The 17,777-nt window shown below is 74.7% G+C and carries 13 protein-coding genes and 1 riboswitch; of the genes, 8 read left to right on the top strand and 5 right to left on the bottom strand.

The genetic code is table 11. The features are described 5' to 3' along the window. Positions 1–389: 389 nt before the first annotated feature. From ileS to ACRYR8_RS01740, 3 genes are all read left to right on the top strand, one after another. A complete protein-coding gene (gene ileS / locus ACRYR8_RS01750; protein ID WP_432482359.1) occupies positions 390–3,620 on the top strand; it encodes an isoleucine--tRNA ligase in 3,231 nt (1,076 codons plus the stop codon). A gap of 116 nt (positions 3,621–3,736) precedes the next feature. Next, complete coding sequence (locus ACRYR8_RS01745) at positions 3,737–5,158, top strand: bifunctional folylpolyglutamate synthase/dihydrofolate synthase (protein ID WP_432482358.1); 1,422 nt, start codon at positions 3,737–3,739, stop codon at positions 5,156–5,158. Then, on the top strand, positions 5,155–5,538 hold the full coding sequence (locus tag ACRYR8_RS01740) for a DUF4233 domain-containing protein (protein WP_432482348.1): 384 nt from the start codon (positions 5,155–5,157) through the stop codon (positions 5,536–5,538). Before ACRYR8_RS01745 ends, ACRYR8_RS01740 begins: the two co-directional genes overlap by 4 nt. 146 nt (positions 5,539–5,684) lie before the next feature. On the opposite strand, the gene ACRYR8_RS01735 is transcribed toward ACRYR8_RS01740, so the two are convergent. Beyond that, positions 5,685–7,157 carry a sugar porter family MFS transporter gene (locus ACRYR8_RS01735; RefSeq protein ID WP_432482347.1) on the bottom strand — a complete coding sequence of 491 codons (1,473 nt, stop codon included), beginning with the start codon at positions 7,155–7,157 and terminating at the stop codon, positions 5,685–5,687. Positions 7,158–7,306: 149 nt separating this feature from the next. Next, complete coding sequence (locus tag ACRYR8_RS01730) at positions 7,307–7,561, bottom strand: hypothetical protein (RefSeq protein ID WP_432482346.1); 255 nt, start codon at positions 7,559–7,561, stop codon at positions 7,307–7,309. 108 nt (positions 7,562–7,669) lie between these two features. Here ACRYR8_RS01730 and ndk point away from each other — a divergent pair, with 108 nt between their 5' ends. Both ndk and ACRYR8_RS01720 read left to right on the top strand, forming a co-directional pair. Next, positions 7,670–8,104 carry a nucleoside-diphosphate kinase gene (gene ndk, locus ACRYR8_RS01725; protein ID WP_432482345.1) on the top strand — a complete coding sequence of 145 codons (435 nt, stop codon included), beginning with the start codon at positions 7,670–7,672 and terminating at the stop codon, positions 8,102–8,104. Between the two features lie 81 nt (positions 8,105–8,185). Next, entirely contained in the window at positions 8,186–8,602 is a 417-nt protein-coding gene (locus ACRYR8_RS01720; RefSeq protein ID WP_432482344.1) for a VOC family protein, read from the top strand. 36 nt (positions 8,603–8,638) lie between these two features. Here the strand turns inward: ACRYR8_RS01720 and ACRYR8_RS01715 are convergent, their stop codons facing one another. Beyond that, positions 8,639–10,093 carry a GntP family permease gene (locus ACRYR8_RS01715; RefSeq protein WP_432482343.1) on the bottom strand — a complete coding sequence of 485 codons (1,455 nt, stop codon included), beginning with the start codon at positions 10,091–10,093 and terminating at the stop codon, positions 8,639–8,641. 188 nt (positions 10,094–10,281) lie between these two features. Between ACRYR8_RS01715 and ACRYR8_RS01710 the strand changes: the two genes are divergently transcribed. Further along, on the top strand, positions 10,282–11,049 hold the full coding sequence (locus tag ACRYR8_RS01710) for an SDR family NAD(P)-dependent oxidoreductase (RefSeq protein WP_432482342.1): 768 nt from the start codon (positions 10,282–10,284) through the stop codon (positions 11,047–11,049). A gap of 38 nt (positions 11,050–11,087) precedes the next feature. Here ACRYR8_RS01710 and acs read toward each other — a convergent pair whose 3' ends face one another. Continuing rightward, positions 11,088–13,064, bottom strand: a complete 1,977-nt coding sequence (gene acs / locus ACRYR8_RS01705; protein WP_432482341.1) for an acetate--CoA ligase — start codon at positions 13,062–13,064, stop codon at positions 11,088–11,090. 158 nt (positions 13,065–13,222) lie between these two features. Continuing rightward, a riboswitch (SAM riboswitch) is annotated at positions 13,223–13,309 on the top strand. 8 nt (positions 13,310–13,317) lie between these two features. On the opposite strand from acs, the gene ACRYR8_RS01700 reads away from it, so the two are divergent. Next, the gene (locus ACRYR8_RS01700; RefSeq protein ID WP_432482340.1) at positions 13,318–14,157 is read left to right on the top strand and encodes a class I SAM-dependent methyltransferase; all 840 of its coding nucleotides are present in this window, start codon (positions 13,318–13,320) and stop codon (positions 14,155–14,157) included. 51 nt (positions 14,158–14,208) lie between these two features. Here the strand turns inward: ACRYR8_RS01700 and ACRYR8_RS01695 are convergent, their stop codons facing one another. After that, complete coding sequence (locus ACRYR8_RS01695) at positions 14,209–15,384, bottom strand: ROK family protein (RefSeq protein WP_432482339.1); 1,176 nt, start codon at positions 15,382–15,384, stop codon at positions 14,209–14,211. 199 nt (positions 15,385–15,583) lie between these two features. On the opposite strand from ACRYR8_RS01695, the gene ACRYR8_RS01690 reads away from it, so the two are divergent. Then, positions 15,584–17,776: an alpha-galactosidase gene (locus ACRYR8_RS01690; protein ID WP_432482338.1), complete on the top strand. Its 2,193-nt coding sequence runs from the start codon at positions 15,584–15,586 to the stop codon at positions 17,774–17,776. The last annotated feature ends 1 nt before the right edge of the window (position 17,777 follow it).

The following is a 17,777-nucleotide window of genomic DNA, read 5'->3' as shown; positions in this document are numbered from 1 at the left end:
GTACTGGCCCGAGGTCACGCAGGCGTCCAGCCAGACCGCTGCCACCCCCACCCCACCCCCCCCCCCCCCCCCCCCCCCCCCCCCCCCCCCCCCCCCCCCCCCCCCCCCCCCCCCCCGGGTAGGATCGAGCGCACAGGCGTCGACCCGGCCATCACCGGTGAGCCTCCGGAAGAACGGGCGCCGGCCACCGCGGCGGCGCCCCACTAGACCCGGACGGGTCCGGCCCGTGACAGCCGGGCGACGAGCGGTCGTCGCCGCACCTCCCGCGGGGAGGGGTGGTGGCGGCAAGCGGGGTGGTACCGCGGCACCGCCGGCCCCGGCGGGAGTCGTCCCCGCGGCAGCAGCGACGTCGTCGAGGAGCACACGTGTCCGAGGTCACGGACCAGGCAGTGGAGCAGGCCCCCGAGCCGGGGAACGCCGCCACCGAGCAGAGCGGCACCGGCCCCCGCTTCCCCGAGATCGAGCGCGCCGTCCTGGACTCCTGGGCGGCCGACGGCACCTTCGCCGCCAGCGTCGAGGCGCGCCGCGGGTCGGCCGCCGGCGAGTTCGTCTTCTACGACGGCCCGCCGTTCGCCAACGGCCTGCCGCACTACGGCCACCTGCTCACCGGGTACGTCAAGGACGTCGTGCCCCGGTACAAGACCATGCGCGGGTACCGCGTGGAGCGGCGCTTCGGGTGGGACACCCACGGCCTGCCCGCCGAGGTGGAGGCCGAGCGCCAGCTCGGCATCACCCACAAGTCCGAGATCGAGACGATGGGCATCGCGACGTTCAACGACGCGTGCCGCACCTCCGTGCTGCGCTACACGCGCGAGTGGGAGGAGTACGTCACCCGCCAGGCGCGCTGGGTCGACTTCGAGCACGACTACAAGACCCTCGACACCGACTACATGGAGTCGGTGATGTGGGCGTTCAAGACGCTGCACGACAAGGGCCTGGTCTACGAGGGCTTCCGCGTGCTGGCGTACTGCTGGCGCTGCGAGACGCCGCTGTCGAACTCCGAGACCCGCCTGGACGACGTCTACCGCAACCGCCAGGACCCCGCCGTCACCGTCGGGTACCCGCTGCTGGGCTCGCAGGCGCACCCCGAGCTGGCCGGCGTGCTCGCCCTGATCTGGACCACCACGCCGTGGACGCTGCCCAGCAACCTGGCGATGGCCGTGCACCCCGACCTCGACTACGTCGTCGTCGACGGCGCCGACGCCACCGAGCACGCCGGCCGGAGGTTCCTGCTGGCCGAGGCGCGGCTGGGCCACTACGCCCGCGAGCTCGGCGAGGACGCAGCCTCGCGGATCAGCGCCCGCTACCGCGGCGCCGACCTGCTCGGTGAGCGCTACCGGCCCCCGTTCGGGTACTTCGAGGGCCGCGAGAACGCCCACCAGGTGCTGGCCGCGGACTACGTCACCACCGACTCCGGCACCGGCGTCGTGCACATCGCCCCCGCCTTCGGCGAGGAGGACAAGGCCGTCACCGACGCCGCCGGCATCGTGCCCGTGGTGCCGGTGGACGCCCGCGGCCGGTTCACCGCCGAGGTGCCCGACTTCGCCGGCGAGCACGTCTTCGACGCCAACAAGGCGATCACGCGCGCGCTGAGGGACGGCACCCCCAGTGGTGCGCTGCTGCTGCGCCAGGAGACCTACGACCACCCGTACCCGCACTGCTGGCGCTGCGGCAACGCCCTGATCTACCGCGCCGTCTCCAGCTGGTTCGTGGCGGTCACGAAGATCCGCGACCGCATGGTCGAGCTGAACCAGCAGATCACCTGGGTCCCCGAGCACGTCAAGGACGGCTCCTTCGGCAAGTGGCTGGCCGGCGCGCGCGACTGGTCCATCAGCCGCAACCGCTACTGGGGCAGCCCCATCCCGGTGTGGGTCTCCGACGACCCGGCGTACCCGCGCACCGACGTGTACGGCTCCCTGGACGAGCTCGAGCGCGACTTCGGCGTGCGCCCGGCCGACCTGCACCGCCCCCACGTCGACGAGCTCACCCGCCCCAACCCCGACGACCCGACCGGGAAGTCGACCATGCGCCGGGTGCCGGAGGTCCTGGACTGCTGGTTCGAGTCCGGTTCCATGCCGTTCGCGCAGGTGCACTACCCGTTCGAGAACACCGAGTGGTTCGAGAGCCACTACCCGGGCGACTTCATCGTCGAGTACATCGGGCAGACCCGCGGCTGGTTCTACACGCTGCACGTGCTCGCCACCGCGCTGTTCGACCGGCCGGCGTTCCGCACCTGCGTCTCCCACGGCATCCTGCTGGGCGACGACGGGCGCAAGATGAGCAAGTCGCTGCGCAACTACCCCGACGTGTCCGAGGTCCTGGACCGCGACGGGTCCGACGCCATGCGCTGGTTCCTCATGAGCTCGCCGGTCCTGCGCGGCGGCAACCTCATCGTCACGGAGCAGGGCATCCGCGACTCGGTGCGCCAGGTGCTGCTCCCGCTGTGGAACACCTTCCAGTTCTTCCAGCTGTACTCGGGCACGTCCAGCCACACCCCGCGCTGGCGCACGAGCTCGGCGGACGTCCTCGACCGCTACGTGCTGGCCAAGCTGCACGACACCGTCGTGGCCGTCACCACCCAGCTCGACGAGTACGACATCGCCGGTGCCTGCGAGAACGTGCGGCAGTTCCTGGACGTGCTGACGAACTGGTACGTGCGCCGCTCCCGCTCCGCGTTCTGGGACGGGGAGTCCGAGCGGGCCCGCGACGCCCTGGACACCCTGCACACCGTTCTGGAGACCACCACCCGGATGCTCGCCCCGCTGCTGCCGCTGGTGAGCGAGCACGTGTGGCGGGCGCTGACGGGCGGCCGCTCGGTGCACCTGACCGACTGGCCGGACCCGGTCGACCTGCCCGCCGACCCGGACCTGGTGGCCGCGATGGACGCCGCGCGCTCGGCGTGCTCCTCGGCGCTGGCCCTGCGCAAGGCGAACGGGTTGCGGGTGCGGCTGCCGCTGAACCGCCTGGAGGTCCTCGTCCCCGACCCGGCCGCGCTCGAGCCGTTCGCGCAGCTGGTCGCCGAGGAGGTCAACGTCCGCGAGGTCGCCCTCGGGCCGGTCGAGCGGGCCGTGGAGCACGGCGTGACGGCCAAGCTCACCGTGAACGCCCGCGCCGCCGGCCCGCGACTGGGCAAGCAGGTGCAGCAGGCCATCAAGGCGTCCAAGTCCGGCGACTGGGAGGAACGCCCCGACGGCACCGTCATCGCCGGCGGCATCGAGCTGCAGCAGGGCGAGTACGAGCTCGCGACGACCGTCGAGGGCGGAGACCCCGACCTGGCCACGGCCGCGCTGGACGCCGGCGGGTTCGTCGTCCTGGACACCGCGGTCACGCCCGAGCTGGCCGCCGAGGGCATGGCCCGCGACGTGGTCCGCCTGGTGCAGCAGGCCCGCCGCGACGCCGGCCTGCACGTGTCCGACCGCATCCGCCTGACCGTGGCCGCCGACGGCCCCGTCTGGGAGGCCCTGGTCACCCACCAGAACCTCGTCGTCGACGAGACCCTGGCGCAGCAGTTCGGCTCCTCCGGGCAGGCCGACGTGCTGCCGGCCGAGCGCACCACCCTGGTGGGCTCGGTGGAGGGCCACGAGGTCCGCATCGCCGTCGAGAAGCTGGAGGAGCGGTGAACCACGACCCCGGCGGGGAGCACGGTCGCGAGCGCGGCGAGGAGCACGTCCACCTCGAACCCGGCGTCTTCGAGGACGACGTCGTGTTCGGCGGCGAGGCCCTGCGCCGCGGGCGCGTGCCGCAGGACCACCGGCCACCGGCCACCGGGGCCGAGCGCCGCCGCCGCGAGCAGCGCCGCGCCTCCGGGGCGGACGACGACCCCCGCTACGCCGAGGTCGTCGCCTCGATCCTGGCCCGCAACCCCGAGAACCGCATCCACCCCGCCCTGGACCGGGTCCGCGAGGCGTGCCGGTTGCTGGGCGACCCGCAGCGGGCGTTCCGGGTCGTGCACGTCGCCGGCACCAACGGCAAGACGTCCACGGCGCGCATGGTCGAGCGGCTGGTGCGCGAGCACGACCTGCGCACCGGGCGCTTCACCAGCCCGCACCTGTCGGAGGTCACCGAGCGCATCGCGATCGACGGCGAGCCGATCGACCGCCCGGCGTTCGTGCGCGCCTTCGACGACGTCGAACCCGTCGTGGCGATCCTCGACGCCCGTGCCGACGAGGCCGGCGAACCGCGGTTGAGCTTCTTCGAGGTCCTCACCCTCATGGCGTTCGCGGCCTTCGCCGACGCCCCCGTCGACGTCGCCGTGATCGAGACGGGCCTGGGCGGCACGTGGGACACCACGAACGTCGTGGTGCCCGACGTCACCGTCGTCACCCCCGTGTCGATGGACCACGAGGCGTGGCTGGGCTCGACGCTCGAGGAGATCGCCGCGCAGAAGGCCGGCATCGTCAAGCACGGCGCGACGTTCGTCATGGGGCGGCAGGAGGAGGAGGCCGCGGCGGTGCTGCTGGCCAGGGCCTCCGCCGAGCGCGTCACCGCGGTGCGCGCCGGCACCGACTTCGGCGTGGTGGAGCGCTCGCTGGCGGTGGGCGGGCAACTGGTCTCGCTGCGCACGCGCGGCGGCACCTACACCGACGTGCTGCTGCCCCTGCACGGCGCCCACCAGGCCGACAACGCCGCCACGGCGCTCAGCGCCGCCGAGGCGCTGCTGGCGCTGCCCAGCGACGCGCTGCCGCCCGGCCTGGTGGAGGCGGCCTTCGCGGACGTCTCCTCCCCGGGCCGGCTGGAGCTCCTGCGGACCTCCCCGGCGGTGCTGGTGGACTCGGCGCACAACCCGGCCGGGGCGCGGGCGCTGGCCGAGGCGGTCGCCGAGGCGTTCACCCTCACCCGCCTGGTGGGGGTCCTCGCCGTCGCGGGCGACAAGGACGTCGACGGCATCCTGAACGCCCTCGAACCCGTGCTCGCCGAGGTCGTCGTGACCCGCTCCTCCTCGCCGCGCTCGCTGGAGCCGTCCGAGCTGGGCGAGATCGCCGAGGACGTGTTCGGCGAGGACCGCGTGCACGTCGTCGAGCGGCTCGACGCGGCCCTGACCACGGCGGTGGACCTGGCCGAGTCCGAGGGCGGACCCGGTGCCGGTGTGCTGGTGGCCGGCTCGGTGGTCCTGGCCGGCGACGCCCGGCTCCTGCTGCGCCGGGGAGGTGCGCAGTGAGGAACCCCAAGCGGGTGCTGGCCGCGTCCACGCTGATCGCCGAGGCCCTCGTGGTCTTCTTCGCCACCCTGGCCGCCACCGCCCTGCACCGCGAGGAGCAGACCAGCTACCTCGTCGCCGGTGGCGTGGTCGCCCTGCTCTGCGTGCTGTGCGCGGGGCTGCTGCGCTCGCGCGCCGGTTACGCCCTCGGCTGGGTCCTGCAGGCGGTCATCGTCGCCTCCGGGTTCGTGGTGCCCGAGGCGTTCCGCTGGACGATGGTCGGCATCGGCGTGGCCTTCGCCGGCATCTGGTGGGGGTGCCTGCACGTCGGCACCCGCGTCGAGCGCGAGCGCGACCTCGTCGCGCGCGGCCTGGCGGAGAGGCGCCCCGAGGGTTCCTGAACCGTGCGGGGGTCCGCTTCCCCGGGTGGGGCTCCGTGGGCTGCGGCACCGCGGTGCTCGCCGGCCCCGCGCCGTGGTGGGGGTGGAGGCGATGGGAACACCCCACCACCCGGGCCCGAACGCGGACCCGAGTGGTGGGGGAGGGATCAAGCGGAGCGGGCGGAGTCCTCGGAACCCATCTCCTCGAGCTCCCGGCCCTTCGTCTCCGGCACGGCCTTGAGGACGAAGAAGAACGACAGCAGCGCGAACGCGGCGTACACGCCGTAGGCGACCGTCAGGCCCAGGTGCTCGGACATCGGCGGGAACGTCGTGGAGATCGTGAAGTTCGCGATCCACTGGGCGGCGGCCGCCACGGCCAGGGCGGCGGCGCGGATGCGGTTGGGGAACATCTCGCCCAGCAGAACCCACACGATCGGCCCCCACGTGGCGCCGAAGCCGATGACGAACAGGTTGGCGGCGACGACGGCGACCGGGCCCCAGGCGCCGGGCAGGCTGAGGTCCTCGCCGGTGCCGACGGACTGCGAGAAGGCCACCGCCATGACGCCCAGGGCGACGAACATGGTCGCGGAACCGGCGATCAGCAGCGGCTTCCGGCCGATCCTGTCGACGGTGGCGATCGCGATGAAGGTGACCACGACGTTGGTCACCGAGGTGATCGTGGACGTCGTGAACGCGTCGCTGGACTCGAACCCGACGGACCGCCACAGCGACGTGGAGTAGTAGAAGATCACGTTGATGCCGACCGCCTGCTGGAAGACCGACAGCAGGATGCCGATCCAGACGATGGGCTTCAGCCCCAGCCTGGGCCCGCGCAGGTCACTCAGGCTCGGCTCGTCCTCGCGCTGCATGCTGGTGCGGATGTCGGCGACCTTGCGCTGCAGCGCGCCGAGGTTGCGGGTGCCGAGCACCTCGCGCAGGACGTCGGTGGCGCGCTGGGTCTCGCCCTTGGCGATGAGGTAGCGGGGGGACTCGGGCACCTGCAGGGCCAGGAACGCCCACACCAGCGACGGGATGACGCCGACGAGGAACATCCACCGCCACGCCTCCCACCCGAGCCAGGTCTCCTCCCCGGCGCCGCCGGCCGTGTTGGCGATGAACGCGTCGGACAGCAGCGCGGCGAAGATACCGACGGTGATGGCCAGCTGCTGCAGCGAGCCCAGCCGGCCCCGGACGTGGGCGGGGGCGACCTCGGCGATGTACGTGGGGGCGATGACGGAGGCCACGCCCACGCCCACGCCGCCCACGACGCGCCACAGGATCAGGTCCCAGACGCCGAACGCGAACGCCGAGCCGACGGCGCTGATCGCGAAGAGCACGCCGCCGATGACCATGACGGCCTTGCGGCCGAAGCGGTCGGCGAGGCGGCCGGCGAACCAGGCGCCGGTGGCGGCGCCGAGCAGGGCGCAGGAGACGGCGAAGCCCTTCAGGAAGGCGGTGAGCCCGAACTGAGCGGCGACGGCGTCCACCGCGCCGTTGACGACGGCGGTGTCGAAGCCGAACAGGAAGCCGCCGATGGCGGCCACCACGGAGATGAGCACCACCTTGGTGGTGGTGCGGCGTTCTTCCTCGCCGGCGTCGGCGGCGCGTGCCGCCGGCTGGTCGGGGTGATCTGCTGACATGCCGGGTTCCTCGTGCTCGGTGGACGTCGCGGGGACGTTGCGCTCCGGTGCGGAGCGCGTGCTCGATGGTCCTGCCGCCGCTCCCGACGCGCACGCCGGGGGGTCTACCGCTCGGGGTGCCCGAGGTGGTATAGGCCGCGCCGGAGGGGTCAGGCGTCCTCGCCCCGGGCCGTCGCCAGGTCGTGCGCGGCCATGTCCACGGCCTCCTCGGCGCGCCGTGCGGCGTCGACCAGGCCGGCGAGGGCCGAGCCGTCCGGCACGCGCCCCGAGCGGGAGGCGTACGCCTTGGACAGCGACCGGGCCTCGGCGGCCAGCTCGGCCAGCACCTCGGCGGCCTCCTCGCGCGCGGACCGCAGGGCCAGCTCCTGCTCCCGGGTGTCCTCGCGGTCGCTGCGCAGCGCCACGGCGCCCTCCTCCCGTCCCGGCCGGCTGCTCGCCGGCGGTGCCCACCTCCCGGTGCCCGCCACCGGTGGGCGGCCATCGTGCCAGGCGCGCTCGGTAGGGTGCCGTCCGTGGCCACGCAGACCGACGTCCAGCGCACCCTCGTCCTCGTCAAGCCGGACGGTGTCCGGCGCAACCTCACCGGGGAGGTGCTGCGCCGCGTCGAGGCCAAGGGGTACTCGCTCGTGGCGCTGCAGCTGCGCACCGCCGACCGCGAGCTGCTCGCCGGGCACTACGCCGAGCACGAGGGCAAGCCGTTCTACGAGCCGCTGGTGGAGTTCATGTCCTCCGGCCCGGTCGTCGCGGCCGTCGTGGAGGGGCACCGCGTCATCGAGGGCTTCCGCTCCCTGGCCGGCACCACCGACCCCACGACCGCCGCGCCCGGCACGATCCGTGGCGACCTGGGCCGCGACTGGGGCCTGAAGGTGCAGCAGAACCTCGTCCACGGTTCCGACTCGCCGGAGTCCGCCGCCCGCGAGATCGGGCTGTGGTTCCCGAACCTCTGACGCACCGGTGAGTCCTGCGCCACGCTGAGGTCTGAACGGGCAGCAGGGCCCGCCCGGGGCCCGCGTCAGGAGGAGACCGCCGTGCGCATGATCTTCGTGAACCTCCCGGTGAGCGACCTGGAGGCGTCCAGGACCTTCTTCACCTCGCTGGGGTTCTCCCTGAACCCCGACTTCAGCGACGAGGGCACCACCTGCGTCGTCATCGAGGAGAACGTCATCGCCCTGCTGCACGCCCCGGAGAAGTGGAAGGGCTTCCTGCACTCGCAGCCGGCGGCGCCGGGCACCACCGAGGTGATGCTGGCGCTGTCGGCGTCCAGCCGCGAGGAGTGCGACGACCTGCGCGCCAGGGCGCTGGCCAACGGTGGTGCGGAGTACGCCCCGGCGATGGACTTCGGCTGGATGTACGGGGTGAGCTTCCGCGACCCGGACGGGCACGTGTGGGAGGTCAACTGGATGGACGTCGAGGCCGCGAGGCGGGCCGGCGCCGACGGCGCCTGAACGGGACCCGCGGGCGGTCCCCGGCCGCCCGCGGGCTCACAGGAGCGCGCCGGTCAGCAGCACCAGCGGTATCGACCCGGCCCAGGCGGCCGTCGTCAGGCAGGACCACCCCTTCAGCGCTGCGGTGCCCTCCAGGCCGGTGAACCGGGTGACGACCCAGAAGTACGAGTCGTTGAAGTAGCTGAACACCATCGAGCCGGCGCAGCAGGCGACGGCCGCAGCCAGCGCGGACACCCCCAGCCCTCCGACGAGCGGCGCCGTCACCGACGCCGCCGTGATCATCGCGACCGTGCCCGACCCCTGCGCCAGGCGAACCAGCGTGGCGATGAGGAACGGCACCAGGACCCCCGGCAGCGCGAGGGAAGCCACCGCCTCGGCGAGCGCGTCGCCGACGTCGGAGTCGCGCAGCACCTGCCCGAACCCCCCGCCGGCGCCGGTGATGAGGATGACGAGCCCGGCCGACGCCGCGGCGTCCGAGAGCCAGCCGGTCACCTGCCGGCGGCTCGTCCACCGGGGCAGCAGGCCGTACACGGCGATGACCAGGCCGATGATCAGCGCCACGACGGGGTGGCCGACGAAGGAGAACACCTGCGCGAGACCCGACGGCTCGTACCCGTCGTCGCCCTGCAGGACGCCCTGCGCCTCGCGGTCCACGGCCGTGGTCACGGTGTTCGCCACGATGAGCACCAGCGGCACCAGCAGCGGCAGGGCGCCGAGGAGGGCCCCCGGGCGGTGCGGGGCGGCCCCGTGCGGCGGCTCGCCCAGCGCTGCGGCCGGGTCCGGCGTCTCGTCGCCCGGCCCACCGGCGACCGCACCGGCACCGGTCCCGGCGGCCGCCCCGGCGTAGACGGCCTCGCGCACCTGCGGCTGCACCTGGTCCTCCAGCTTCGGCCCCACCCACGCCGAGTACAGGACCACCACCGGCAGCAGCAGCACCGAGAACACCAGGCCGGTGAGGATGAGCGCGCCGAGGTCGGCGCCCAGGATGCCCGCGACCCCCAGCGGGCCCGGCGTGGGCGGCACCATGTGGTGCGTCAGCGTCATCCCGCAGCCCAGCGCCAGCGCCAGCGCCACGTACCCGTGGCGCCGGCGGCGGGCGATGGACCGCGCCAGGGGGTTGAGGATGACGTACCCGGAGTCGCAGAACACCGGGATGGACACCACGGCTCCCGTGCCGCCGAGCGCCCACGCCTCCCGGTCCTTCCCCAGCGCGCGCACGAACGCGCGGGCCAGGGCGTCGGCGCCGCCGGAGACCTCCAGCACCTTGCCGACGGCCACGCCCAGGCCGATGACGATGCCGATGGACGCCAGCGTGTTCCCGAAGCCGGTGACGAGGGAGTCGAGCGTGTCGCCCGGTGCCGACCCGGCGATGGACCCGGTGACGAGGGCGGCGAGCAGCAGTGCGACGAAGGCGTCCAGCCGGGTGCGCAGGACGACGAGCACGATGACGGCGATGCCGGCGACGAGCGCCGCGAGCAGCTGGAGATCCACGGTGATCCTCCGGTGTCGGTGCGGGTGCGGTCACCCGACGCGGACAGGGTGGCGCTGCCCGCCGGTCCTGTCGACCGGTCCTGCCGACCGGTCCTGCCGACCGGTGCGGCGGGGGACCCGCGCGTCTAGGGTTCCCGGCGTCGCCGTGACGACGCGGCGGCGCCCCGCACGCCCCGAGGAGGACCCCGATGGCCACCGAGTTCCCGACCGCCCGCACCGCCGTCGTGACCGGAGGGGGTTCGCCGCGCGGCATCGGGCGGGCCCTCGCGCACCGCCTGGCGCGCGGCGGCTGGTCCGTCGCCGTCCTCGACCTCGACGGCGCGGCCGCGCGCACCGTCGCCGCCGAGCTGGAGGGGGCCGGTGCCGCCGCCCTCGGCGTGCAGGTGGACGTCGCCGACCCGGCGTCCGTGCACGCGGCCGCCGCCGCGGTCGAGCGCGAGCTGCCGCCCGTCGTCGGGCTCGCGAACCTGGCGGGCATCAGCTCCCCGACGCCGTTCCTGGACACCACGCCGGAGGAGTGGGACCGCGTCATGGCCGTCAACGCGCGCGGCACGTTCCTCGTCACGCAGCGCTTCGTGCGCGGCATGGTGGAGCGCGGCCTGGGACGCGTGGTGAGCGCCTCGTCGGTCTCCGCGCAGCGCGGTGGCGGCACCTACTCCAAGGTCGCCTACAGCGCGTCGAAGGCCGCGATCATCGGGCTGACGCGCGCCCTGGCGCGCGAGGTCAGCCCGATGGGCGTGACGGTGAACTGCGTCGCCCCCGGTCCCGTGGACACCGACATCATGGGCGGGCCGCTCACCGAGGACCGCAAGGCGGCGATGGCCGCCGACGGGCTGGTGGGCCGGGTCGGGACCGTCGACGACGTCGCCGCCCTGGTGGAGTTCCTGCTGGGACCGGACTCCGGGTACGTCACCGCCGCCACCTACGACGTCAACGGCGGCCTGCAGATCTCCTGACGGGGGGGGGCGGGGAGTCCTCAGGGGTCCCCCGGTGGTCACGGGGTGGGGCGGGAGGCGGCGTGGGCGGCCCAGGCCGCTTCCACGGCGGCCAGGGCCGTCTCGTCCTGCAGGGACGTGACGTCCCCGCCGCCGCGACCGGCGGTCAGGTCCGCCATGAGCCGGCGCATGATCTTCCCCGAGCGGGTCTTGGGCAGGTCCGGCACCACCACCACGTCACGGGGCTTGGCGACCGGGCCGATCGCCTCCGCCACGTGCGCGCGCAGCTCCTCGGCCAGCGCCGCGTCGGCGACGCCCCCGCCGTCACCGCGGGTGATGACGAACGCGACGATCCGCTGCCCCGTCGTCTCGTCCGGGGCCCCGACGACCGCGGCCTCGGCCACCCGCGGGTGCGCGACCAGCGCCGACTCCAGCTCGATGCTGGACAGCCGGTGCCCGGAGACGTTCAGGACGTCGTCGATGCGCCCGCCGATCCACACGTACCCGTCGGCGTCCTTCGTCGCCGCGTCCCCGGCCAGGTACCAGCCCTGCGCGGCGTACGGCTCCCAGTAGGACTTCACGAACCGGGCGTGGTCGCGCCACACCGTGCGGGCCATGCCCGGCCAGGGGCGGGTGATGACGAGCACCCCCGTCTCGCCGGGCGCCGTCTCGCGGCCGGCGTCGTCGACGACGGTGGCGGCCAGGCCCGGCAGCGGCACCGTGCCCGAGCCGGGCTTCAGCGGCGTCACGCCCGGCAGGGGAGCGACGACCGCGGCGCCGGTCTCCGACTGCCACCAGGTGTCCACGATCGGGCAGCGCCCGCCGCCCACCTCGCGGTGCAGCCACAGCCACGCCTCGGGGTTGATCGCCTCGCCCACCGAGCCCAGCAACCGCAGCGAGGACAGGTCGAAGCGCGCGGGCAGTTCCGGGCCGTGCTTCATGAACGTCCGCACCAGCGTGGGAGCGGTGTAGTAGGTCGTCACGCCGTACTTCTCGATGACCTCGAAGTGCCGGCCCGGGTGCGGCGTCAGCGGCGAGCCCTCGTAGATCACCTGGGTGGTCCCGTTCGACAGCGGCCCGTACATCTCGTAGCTGTGCGCGGTCACCCACGCCAGGTCCGCCTGGCACCAGTAGACGTCGTCGTCCTTGACGTCGAACACCGCCCAGTGCGACCAGGAGGTGTGGGTGAGGTACCCGCCGCTGGTGTGCACCAGGCCCTTCGGCTTCCCGGTGGTGCCGGAGGTGTAGATGATGAACAGCGGGTTCTCGCTGTCGAAGCTCGGCGCGTCGTGCTCGGTGCTCTGCCGGTCCACGACGTCGTGCCACCACACGTCGCGGCCCGGCGTCCACGGCACGTCCGGCGTCAGGTCCCCGGTGCGGCGCAGGACGAGCACGTGCTCGACGTGGTCGAGGCCCTCGACGGCTGCGTCCGCGGCGCCCTTGACGGCCACCGCCTTCCCGCGGCGGAACTGCCCGTCGGTGCACACCAGCAGCTTCGCGCCGGTGTCCTCCACCCGGAAGCGCAGCGCCTCGGCGGAGAAACCCCCGAAGACCAGGCTGACGACGGCGCCGATGCGCGCGCACGCCATCGTCGTCACGATCGTCTCCGGCAGCACCGGCAGGTACAGCACGACGCGGTCGCCGTGGCCGATGCCCAGCTCCTGCAGCGCGTTGGCCGCCCGGCACACCTCGTCCTGCAGCTGGGCGTAGGTGATCGTGCGGGAGTCGCCCGGCTCGCCCTCCCAGTGCAGCGCCACCTTGTCCCCGCGGCCGGCTGCGACGTGCCGGTCCACGCAGTTCACCGCGACGTTCAGCTTCCCGCCGACGAACCACTGGGCGGTGGGCAGCGTGGAACCGTCGAACACGGTGTGCCAGGGCTCGTCCCACTGCAGCCGCCCGGCCTGCTCGGCCCAGAACGCCTCCGGGTCCGCCGCGGCCCGCTCGTACTCCTGCGGCCCCACGTTGGCCCGGGCGGCGAACTCCGCCGGCGGGGGGAAGACCAGGTCGTCGCCGGCGGGGACGGGGGCGGTGCTCATGCGGGCGGGTCCTCCCGGGGGGGGGTCGTGGGTCCGGCGGTCAGCGTACCCAGCGGGTGGGGACGTCCCGCCGGTCGCGGTGGCGAACCGCAGGACGGGGGCAGGGCGGGGGCGTGAGCTGCCCCGGCCCGTCCCGCACGGCGTGCCGTACCCTGCTCGGACCATCCAGAGCGGCCGAGAGACCTGGCTCGACGACGCCGCAGCAACCCCCGCGCGGAGGGTGCTCACGCCAGGACCGATGGGAGAGCGCGCCATGAGCACGACGACGTCCGCCGGCGGCGGACCCGCCGAGGACGCCCTGCGCGAGGCGGCCGCGTGGTCCACCTGGCAGGAGTCGCCGTGGGGGCGGCTGCGCTACCGGGTGCTGGCGGCCCTGCTGCGCGAGCGGTGCGCACAGCTGGGCCCGGCGCCGCTGCGGGTGCTGGACGCCGGTGGCGGCGACGGCCGCGACGCGCTGCAGCTGGCGCTGGCCGGCCACGAGGTGACGGTGCTGGACACCTCCCCGGACGTGCTCGGCGCCGCCCGGGCGGCCGCGGCCGCCGCCGGGGTGGCCGACCGCGTGCGCACGGTGGCCGCGGACCTGGAGGACCTGGCCGCCCTGGCCGCGCTGACCCGCCACCGCGCGGGCGGTTCGGGGTCCTTCGACGTGGTGCTGTGCCACGACGTGCTGCAGCACCGCGGCAGCGTGCAGCAGGTGGCGGCGGACGTGGCGACGCTGGCCTCCTCCCTGCGGCCCGGTGGGCTGCTCTCGCTCATGGCCCCCAACCCGGCCGCCGACGTCCTGACCGCCGCGCTGCGCGACGGGCCGGCGCAGGCGTGGGTCCTGCTGGACGCCGAGCGGGGCGAGGACCGGGCCACCGGCCGCTCCGTGCTGCGGCTGGACCCCGCCGCCGTCGAGGCGGCCGCGGCCGCGGCGGGCTGCGAGGTCGTCGGTCGCGCCGGGGTCCTGACGGTCACGACGCTGCTGGAGGACGCGCAGCGGGCCGACGAGAACTCCGTCGCCGACCTGGAGGAGCTGGAGGTCGAGCTCAGCCGCCGCGAGGAGTTCCGCCGGACGGCGCGGTTCTGGCACCTGCTGGCCCGCCGGCGCTGACGGCCGCGCCCCCCACGTCGCCGCGGGTGCCGGCACCGGCACCGCCCGCCCTCACCGGCGGTGCCCCAGGACGAACGTGCGGATCGCGGTGACCGCCGCCCCCCGCGCCCACTCCGGGAAACCCGTGTGCTGCACGGCGACGTCGAGCTCGGAGGCGCGCGGGTTGCGGTGCGCGCGGATCCCCGCGCGCACCGCCTCCCGCCCCACCTCCGCCAGCCCGGCGTTCTCCCCGGACACCAGCACCGTGCGCGGCATCGTCAGGTTCCCGATCGCCGCCACCAGGACGCCGAGCGCGCGGGCGGAGTCGTCGACCACCCGCCGGGCCAGCGGCTGGCCCGCGACCGCCAGGTCCAGGACCTCCGTGAACCCCACGGGGCGGCGCAGCGCGAGGCCGGCGCGGACCTCGACCGCCTGGCGGGTGAGCATCGCCTCCGCGCAGCCGGTGTGCCCCTCGGGGCAGAGCGGCCCGGTCGGGTCCAGCGGGAAGTGCCCCAGCAGGCCCACCCCCGCGTCGGGGTGGTCCACGACCTCGTCGTGCACGACGAGGCCGTACCCCACGCCCGTGCCGATCGCCAGGACCGCGAAGCGGTCGCAGCGCCGGGCCGTGCCGAACCACTGCTCGGCGCGCGTCAGGGACAGCACGTCGTTGTCCACGACGACCGGCACACCCAGTTCCGCCTCCAGCGAGGGACCGAACGGCACGGACTCCCACCCCAGGTACCGGGCGGAGAGGACCTCCCCGTCGGGGGCGACCCGCCCGCCCAGCCCGACGCCGACCGCGCGCACCCCCGGGCGGCGCGGACCGGTCAGGTCCGCGAGCGAGCGCACCAGGTCGCCGACGACGGCGACGCAGGTGGCGGGGGAGCGGTCGGGCAGCGGCGCCTCCAGTTCCGCCACCACCCTCGCCCGCAGGGTCGTCAGCACCGCGTAGGCGGTGTCGGCGGTCAGCTTGACGCCCGCGAAGTGGTGGCCGTCCTCCTCCACGTCGAGCGGGCGCGTCGGCCGGCCCGACGTCGGGTCGAGGGCGCCGGGGGTCTCCACCAGCAGACCGGAGTCCAGCAGCGGGCGCGAGAGCCGCGTGAGGCTGCCGGGGGAGAGGTCCAGGCGGCGGGCGAGCTCGCTGCGCGGCAGCGGCCCGTCGAGCAGGACCTCCAGGGCGATGCTGTGGGCCGGGCCGGTCAGCGGCGTCCAGGCGGTGGCCGGTCGCCCCGGTGTCGTCGTGGTCATCCCGCTCCTCCGCTCGTCGCGCACCGGGGCGCGTGCCGGGAACGGTAGCTCAGTATCGTGACGAAACCCCCGGCGGCGCCCGCCTTCCTCCGAGGGTGGCTGGATCGAGCTCGGAGGACCGTTGACGGCGTGCTGAGTTTTGTCGTAGAACTCTGCGCAGCGCACGACCCCGTCCACGACGACGTGATCCGGAGATGCCGTGACCGTTCTGCAGCACGAGAGCACCGCCCCCACCCGCACTGCGGGGCCGGGGGAGGTGGTGCACCTGCGGGCCGCCGGCGTCGGCGTCGTCCTGCGCACGCACGCCGACCAGCTCCCCTCCGTGGTGCACTGGGGCGCCGACCTCGGCGACCTCGAACCGGCCGCCCTCGACGGCCTGGTCGCCGCCGGCGCCACCGCCCGCGCCAACAACGCCGTCGACGTCGAGCGGCCCCTGGCCCTGCTGCCCGAGCAGGCCCAGGGGTGGAGCGGGACCCCCGGCCTCGCCGGGCACCGCGACGGCACCGGCTGGACCACCCGCTTCGCACCCACCGCCGTCGAGGTCGCCGACGCCGGGCCGCTCGGCGGGCGCGTCGAGGTCCACGCCACCGACGCCGCGGCGGGGCTCGAACTGCGCCTCGAGCTCGACCTGCTGCCCTCGGGCCTGCTGCGCCACCGCGCGCACCTGGCGAACACCGGCCGGGGCGCCTACGAGGTCGGCGCCCTCGCCCTCGCGCTGCCGGTGCCCCCCGTGGCCACCGAACTGCTCGACATGGCGGGCCGCTGGGGCAAGGAGCGCGTGCCGCAGCGGCTGCCGTTCGTCGTCGGGGCCCACGTGCGCGAGAACCGCCGCGGGCGCACCGGCCCGGACGCGCCCCTCGTGCTCGCCGCAGGCACGGCCGGCTTCGGCTTCCGCACCGGGGAGGTGTGGGCCCAGCACGTCGCCTTCAGCGGCAACCACCGCAGCCTGGCCGAGCGCCAGCACACCGGCACCGCCGTCCTGTCCGGCGGGGAGCTGCTGCTGCCCGGCGAGGTGCGCCTGGCCGCCGGCGAGGGCTACAGCTCGCCCTGGGTGTACGCCGCCCACTCCGAGCACGGCCTGGACGGGATCGCCGCCCGGTTCCACACCCACCTGCGCTCGCGGCCGCACCACCCCTCGAACCCGCGCCCCGTCATCGCCAACACCTGGGAGGCGGTGTACTTCGACCACGACCTCGGCAGGCTCACCGACCTGGCCCGCGCCGCCGCCGAGGTCGGCGCCGAGCGGTACGTCCTGGACGACGGCTGGTTCCGGCACCGTCGCGACGACACCGCGGGCCTGGGGGACTGGTACGTCGACGAGGACGTCTGGCCGGACGGGCTCACCCCGCTCGTCGACGTGGTCACCGGCCTCGGCATGCAGTTCGGCCTCTGGGTTGAACCCGAGATGGTCAACCCCGACTCCGACCTGGCCCGTGCCCACCCGGACTGGATCCTGCGCCCCCGCGAGGACGTGCTGCCCCCCGCCGCGCGCCAGCAGCAGGTCCTCGACCTGGGCCACCCCGACGCCTACGCCCACCTGCTCGAGCGCCTGGACGCCCTGCTCACCGAGAACGACATCGCCTACCTGAAGTGGGACCACAACCGGGACCTGCTCGAGGCCGGTTCCGGCCCCGGGCGCCGACCCGGCGTGCACGCGCAGACCCTCGCGGTGTACCGGCTCATGGACGAGCTGCGCGCGCGGCACCCCGGCGTGGAGATCGAGTCCTGCTCCTCCGGGGGCCTTCGCGTGGACCTGGAGGTGCTCGAGCACACCGACCGCGTGTGGGGCAGCGACTGCATCGACCCCCTGGAACGTCAGCAGATCCAGCGGTGGACGGCGCAGCTGCTGCCGCCGGAGCTCGTCGGCTCGCACGTCGGCGCCTCCCCCTCGCACACCACCCACCGCAGCAGCGACCTCTCCTTCCGCGCCGGCACCGCGCTGTTCGCGTCCTTCGGCATCGAGACGGACCTGACGCGGATGGAGCCCGCCGAGCGCGCGGAGCTCGCCCGGTGGGTGGCCCTCTACAAGGAGCTGCGGCCGCTGCTGCACACCGGGACCACCGTGCGCGCCGACCCGCACGACGAGTCCCGCGCCGTGCACGGCGTCGTGTCCGCCGACGGCGCCGACGCGCTGTTCGCCGTGGTGCAGCTGAGCACCCCCGACACCAGCCTGCCCGGGCGGGTACGCCTGCCCGGCCTCGACCCGGACGCGACCTACCACGTCGCGCCGCAGCCGCCGGGCGACACCCCGGCGGTGCAGGGCGGGGACGTCCTGCCGTGGACGGCGGAAGGGGGCGTGCGGCTCACCGGTCGGGCGCTGGCCGCCGCCGGGGTCACGACCCCCGCCCTGCAGCCGCAGCAGCTCCTCCTCCTGCGCACCCGGAAGGTCTGAC

The organism is Kineococcus esterisolvens, from assembly GCF_050871405.1.
Classification (GTDB): domain Bacteria; phylum Actinomycetota; class Actinomycetes; order Actinomycetales; family Kineococcaceae; genus Kineococcus.
Note: the sequence above shows the minus strand (reverse complement) of the source record. Positions and strands in the feature narration are given on the sequence as shown.

Bases quoted from the DNA above. Each gene is read 5' to 3' on its own strand.
- ACRYR8_RS01735 (WP_432482347.1), bottom strand. From the start codon at position 7,157: ATGTCAGCAGATCACCCCGACCAGCCGGCGGCACGCGCCGCCGACGCC.
- ACRYR8_RS01710 (WP_432482342.1), top strand. From the start codon at position 10,282: ATGGCCACCGAGTTCCCGACCGCCCGCACCGCCGTCGTGACCGGAGGG.
- acs (WP_432482341.1), bottom strand. From the start codon at position 13,064: ATGAGCACCGCCCCCGTCCCCGCCGGCGACGACCTGGTCTTCCCCCCG.
- ACRYR8_RS01700 (WP_432482340.1), top strand. From the start codon at position 13,318: ATGAGCACGACGACGTCCGCCGGCGGCGGACCCGCCGAGGACGCCCTG.
- ACRYR8_RS01695 (WP_432482339.1), bottom strand. From the start codon at position 15,384: ATGACCACGACGACACCGGGGCGACCGGCCACCGCCTGGACGCCGCTG.